The organism is Paraburkholderia nemoris, assembly GCF_905221015.1.
Taxonomy (GTDB): domain Bacteria; phylum Pseudomonadota; class Gammaproteobacteria; order Burkholderiales; family Burkholderiaceae; genus Paraburkholderia; species Paraburkholderia nemoris.
The window spans coordinates 1-5,425 of sequence record NZ_CAJNBO010000078.1; the positions used below are offsets into that span (position 1 = coordinate 1).

Consider the following 5,425-nt stretch of genomic DNA (forward strand, 5'->3'; position numbering starts at 1 on the left):
GTCGCGCACTAAACGAGGCCCATTCCATTCCTCATTTAGTGCGCGACGCCCCACGCAATCTCACGCCACATAGCTCGCGACGACAACCCTAATTTAGGCCGGGACGTAACAGGCTGTCTCCAGTCGATGCCCTCGAGGAGCATCGACAGTTGTGCGGAGCTCAGATGGACCTTGCCACCATCGGCTTGGGGCCAGATAAAATGGCCTCGTTCAAGGCGCTTCGCGAGAAGCCAGATTCCGTCCTCCGTTGCCCAAAGAATCTTCACCAGGTCACCCCGGCGGCCTCGGAAGATGTAGACGTTGCCGCCCAGCGGATCCTCCTCAAGCGCTGTTTGCACCTTCGCGGCCAGCCCCTGAAACCCGCATCGCATATCGGTGACGCCCGCAGCAATCCAGATGCGCGTGCCCGCCGGCAGGGAAATCATGAGCGCAGACTACCCAGCACAATTCGCAACAGGTCGGCATCGACCAGACCGTCCACTTTAACCACCGCACGACCGATCCGGATCTCGATCGTGCCGGCAGCTAATGCAGGCCTCGTGTCCTGCGCTTGTGGCTCAATCGAAGATGATGCCCCGACCTCCGCTCGCGTGTCGTCTACAAGTACAACCGGAATGAGCCCTGCAGACTGAGCTTGCTGCTCGGCCAGATAACGCCGCCGCCAGGTGAACAGCATGTTCGCATTGATGCCGTTCTCGCGGGCCAGTTTCGAGACTGAAACGCCAGGCTCGCAAGCCGCAGCCGCCAGTCGCTCACGAAGCTCCCGGGCGTAATTCGGGCGCCCCGTTCGGGTACCCGGCTTCTTCTCTTCAGACTGTGACAAAGTGGTGCCCATCAAATCGGAATGATGGACATTACTTTGGTGTCTATCTCAGTCACCGCCTATAACGGCCGGCGCGAGCCGCTTACGGCTGAGTTGCATTTGTGTCAGACTCTATTTCGTCGGGGCGCGATCACGTGCGTCGCTAGCCATCTGATTTTATTGGATGTGTGGTGTCAAACTCTATTGTTCGTTCACAGTTTGCCGTGGCGCAGAAGGCATCGACCGAAATCATCGGCACGATCGCGGGCTGCCATGACAGCGCCTCGAGCGCGATATCCTGTGCCACGAGTCCGGCGTCCACCACGGACATCAGATCCGCGAGCGCAGGCGTGGGGATGCGCTGCACACGCGTGGCGATGACGCTCGGGATGAGCCGTGCGGTCAGGTCGAACCCGACGGACTGGCAGAAGCAGTAGATCATGAACGTGAAACCATCTTTTGCGTTCATGGGCACGATCGGTTCGCCCGTCACCGGGTTGTTCACCACGAGAAACGCCGTGTAGAGATCGCGGCTCGCGAAGAAAGCCCAGTGGTGAAGCAGGATGTCCTCGAGCGTCCAGGGGCCCGACCCGGACATGTCGATCATGGCCGAATTCAGCACCTTGGTTGGCAGGATGTTCGAGCGCGAATTTTCCATACGCGTCTGGATATTCGCCTCGACATCGGGCTGGATTAGCGCGTTGGCGACGGCCACGGGCTGCTCGTTATTGAGCATCTGGTCGAGCGTCCATGTGGTATCGGCCACCGCGTTGTAGCCGAAGTTCAGCGCAACGGCGTCGAATTTGATCGCCGGGTAAAGCGAATCCGGCATGCCGGACACGTCATGGTTCATCACGTAGGCGGCCAGCGGTATGCCGCGCTCCGTGAGCAGCTTCTGGATGAGTGTCCTGAAGGTCGACTGCTTGCCGGCGTTGCGCCCGATGTAGTTGATGTTGCGGTAGAGCCAGATGGACTGCGCGAGCGTGAGCTGGTCATAGTACTGGTCCAGACCCAGATGCGAGGCGAGATACTGCCTCACGTGGTAGCTGTGGGCCTCGGCGGTGCCGCAGGCCTCGAGGCGATACGAAATGAGCGCCATGAGCAGGCCGGAGTACAGGTTCGAGTTCTGCACCGTGAAGTACAGATCGTCACTGATTCCATACTGCGGATTGATCCACCGGACCTTGAACGCCTTGATCCATCCCTGCAGTTTTTGCACCAGGCTGAATTCGTTGGGCTCGATGAGCAATGCAGGCCATCCGAGGATATCGCCATCGGCGGCGGCGATCGCGGCCTGCATGTCGACCGGATAGATGATCCCGAGGATCAGGAACACCTGCTTCGGGTATTGCGTGACGAGCTGCTGGTACTCCCAGGTCCCGAACTGGTAGGCGGCGGCCGTGGCGGTATGGATCTTCAGGTTATCGACGGTGAAACCGATGATCTCCATGGTGTCGAGCGACGTCACGTGCATCGGCGTATCCGTGAAGTGGTACTGCCCTGCGAGATTCATGTAGTACTTCCACGTCGTCGGGTCTGTCTCGTCGAACGCGCTCGATCCGTAGTAATCCTGCACATACTGGTTAAGGCCATCCATGCTTTCCTGTGACTTGATCGTGAGCGTGCCCGCGAGCTGGATGCACTGGTTGAGATAGACCTGTAACTCGTTGGAATGGCTCGATGCCATGGCGGTGCTCCAAGCGTTGGTATTCCAGGCGTTGATATTCCAGAAATGGAAAAGGGGTTTCACATGAGCTCAAGCGCCTACCGGCGTGTGATCGAATCGGCCGCAACGGGCAAGAAGTTTCACGTCCTTCAGCTCGTGCGCCGGGACCCGGAGACGGCCGCGATCCTCGCCAAGCTGGTTCCGTCCACCAATCCCCCGCAATACAGCCAGGAGGGAAAAAGGGAGATCACGCAGCCCAACCTGTATGAGTTCCGCAATGCCGCGGAGCAGACCGCGCGCAACATCAACGATGCGGAAACGGTGATGGGGCTGCTGCCCGACATGGAGCTCGCGCAGCAGGTGCTGGTGGCGAGCATCGGGTCGCCCAAGGACATGATGTCCATCGATCTCACCTTCACGCCACCCGAAGGCCTGATGCCGCCCGATGTGAGCGGTGCGCTCATCGATCGCTACCGCCGGCATTTTGAGCAGGTCCATAAAATTAAGGCGCTCATTCCCGAGATCCTGCGCGCCTCGCTCTTTCGGACCGGTTCGTATCCGGTCGCGGTGATTCCCGAGAATTCGGTCGACGCGGTGATCAACGGAGAACAGCGGCTGTCGATGGAATCGCTCTCGGAGCACATCTATGCCGATGGCATGATCAGGCCCCTGGGAATACTCGGGCCGGTGCAGAAACCGGCGCCCACCGAGCAGAGAATGACCGGCATCTCGGCCGAGTCGTTCGCCGACCATCACTTCAATGCGTGGGACAGCCGCAATGTCGGGCAGGTGCGTTTCGAGCTGGCGCTGGACACTCCGCTTGCGGTGCAGGACGTCTTTCTGGGTGTCACCGACAACCCGACTGTGCTCAAGATTCCGGGAATCAGACAGAAGATCCGGGAGAGTCGGATTCTCGCGTCGATGAAGTCGCCGGCGCTCGAGTCGGTTGGCTACGGCAGGGAAATGTCGATCGCGGAAATGAACGACCGTGAGCTCACGGGGGTGCTGTATCGCAACAGGCAGTACGGGTATCAGCCCATCGCGAGCGTGAAGACCCAGGAGCAGCTCACGCGGCGCACGGTCGGCAGCCCGCTCACCATGCACATTCCTTCGGAGGCCGTGATTCCGGTACACGTGCCGGGCACGCCCGAGCATCAGGTCGGATTCTTCGTGCTGCTCGACATGGAAGGGCATCCGATCGTCAGGCAGGCGATCACCGACTCGTACCAGCAGATGACCCAGCAGCTGAACACGGGCGGTGCGTTTCCCTCCGCAATGATCAACAAGGTGAAGTCCCAGATGGAGGGCTTCAACTTCTCGAACCGGGAATCGCTCGACTACAGCGCCCGCGTCTATGGCGACATGATCGAGCAGGACCTCCTCGCGCGTCTGCGCAACGGAGTCTACGGTTCCGGCGTTGAACTGGCGCGGCGTGAGGAAATCTATCGCGTGATGTTCGCGCGGGCGCTGGCCCGGCAGAACAGCCAGCTGCTCTTCATCCCCGCGGAGTTCATGACCTACTTCGCGTTCCGCTTCAACGAGAACGGCATCGGCGAGTCACTGCTCGATGAGATCCGCATCCTGAACGGGCTACGCACCACACTGCTTTTTTCGAATGTGATGGCAGGCGTGCGAAATTCCATTGCGCGTACGGACGTCAAGATCAAGCTCGATGAGGAGGACCCAAATCCCGAGAAGACGATGGAAACGATCATGAACGAGACGGCGCGTTTGCGCTCGAACCAGATGCCGGTAGGGATCAGCTCGCCGTACGATGTGCTGGACTTCATCGCGCGGGCGGGCTTCAACTTCGTGGTGGAGGGGCATCCCGGTTATCCGGATGTCAACATCGATTTCGGTGAGAAGAACACCAGTTACGCCAAGCCCGACACCGATCTTGAGGACAACCTGCGCAAGCGCGCGCTGATGAAGGTCGGTACTCCACCCGAACTGATTGATACGGCCAGCCAGCCAGAGTTCGCCACGTCGATTGTCACCAGCAACACGCTGATGTCAAAGCGCGTCATGCAGCTTCAGGATGAGTTCCATCCCCAGTTGGCTGCGCACATGCGCATTCACGTGATGAACACGGCCGAAACGATGGAGGACATGAAGCAGATCCTGCGGGATAACTTCTCGAAGCTCGAGTTCAGCAGGGAAGACCGGCGTGACGCCAGGCGCTATTCGAATCATCGTGCGGACCACAGGGCCGAGGTGCCTGTCGTGACAGACAGGCCAGTGGCCGACAAGAAGAACGTCAGTGACGAGCAGAAGGAATATCTCGTCGAGCAGATCCTGGTCGAGTTCCTGATGAACGTTGAGGTTTCGCTGCCGCGGCCGAACTCATCGACGCTGGAAAACCAGGTGACAGCGCTGGAGACTTACACCAAGGCGCTCGAGGCGGGCCTGGAGGCGTGGCTCTCCGAGAAGTTTTTCAACGCGGATACAGGCGGTGACATCGCCGCGAAAATCGAAACACTGAAGGAAGTGGCCAAGGCCTATTTCATCCGGCTGTACATGATCGAAAACGGCATGCTGCCGGAGCTGGCCCAGCTCACCACGATGGATGAGGACGGCAAGCCACTCGTCGATGTCTACCGGATGCAGACCGAGCACATTGAACAGCTGCAGAAGGCGTTCGGCGAATTCTTCAAGGGCCTGTTGCCGATCACCAACCGGGCGAACGAGAAGTTCAAGACGGTTCAGGACAAGAGCACGACGGAAGCCACCGACAGTTACTCGTCGGGTTCGGATACATCAGGCGGTAGTGATTATGGCTTTGGAGGCGGGGGCGAGGAAAACATGGGGGGCGGTGAAATGCCCGACTTCGGCGACGGCGGTGAGGAGGTGTTACGTCCCGGCCTAAATTAGGGTTGTCGTCGCGAGCTATGTGGCGTGAGATTGCGTGGGGCGTCGCGCACTAAATGAGGAATGGAATGGGCCTCGTTTAGTGCGCG

The 5,425-nt window shown here is 59.4% G+C and carries 4 protein-coding genes; 1 reads left to right on the top strand and 3 read right to left on the bottom strand.

Annotation, left to right across the window (positions count from 1 at the left end; genetic code table 11):
• Positions 1-35: 35 nt before the first annotated feature.
• The 3 genes from tnpB to KHO33_RS41480 form a co-directional block, all read right to left on the bottom strand.
• The gene (gene tnpB, locus KHO33_RS41470; protein WP_200568510.1) at positions 36-425 is read right to left on the bottom strand and encodes an IS66 family insertion sequence element accessory protein TnpB; all 390 of its coding nucleotides are present in this window, start codon (positions 423-425) and stop codon (positions 36-38) included.
• Positions 422-835: an IS66-like element accessory protein TnpA gene (gene tnpA / locus KHO33_RS41475; protein WP_171929598.1), complete on the bottom strand. Its 414-nt coding sequence runs from the start codon at positions 833-835 to the stop codon at positions 422-424. The genes tnpB and tnpA overlap by 4 nt, the downstream gene beginning before the upstream one ends.
• A gap of 130 nt (positions 836-965) precedes the next feature.
• Complete coding sequence (locus tag KHO33_RS41480; protein ID WP_200568511.1) at positions 966-2,489, bottom strand: hypothetical protein; 1,524 nt, start codon at positions 2,487-2,489, stop codon at positions 966-968.
• A gap of 63 nt (positions 2,490-2,552) precedes the next feature.
• Here KHO33_RS41480 and KHO33_RS41485 point away from each other — a divergent pair, with 63 nt between their 5' ends.
• Positions 2,553-5,339: a hypothetical protein gene (locus tag KHO33_RS41485; protein ID WP_211629318.1), complete on the top strand. Its 2,787-nt coding sequence runs from the start codon at positions 2,553-2,555 to the stop codon at positions 5,337-5,339.
• Positions 5,340-5,425: the final 86 nt, after the last annotated feature.

Coding starts and splice junctions, on each gene's coding strand:
- tnpB (WP_200568510.1), bottom strand. CDS start 425: ATGATTTCCCTGCCGGCGGGCACGCGCATCTGGATTGCTGCGGGCGTC.
- tnpA (WP_171929598.1), bottom strand. CDS start 835: ATGGGCACCACTTTGTCACAGTCTGAAGAGAAGAAGCCGGGTACCCGA.
- KHO33_RS41480 (WP_200568511.1), bottom strand. CDS start 2,489: ATGGCATCGAGCCATTCCAACGAGTTACAGGTCTATCTCAACCAGTGC.
- KHO33_RS41485 (WP_211629318.1), top strand. CDS start 2,553: ATGAGCTCAAGCGCCTACCGGCGTGTGATCGAATCGGCCGCAACGGGC.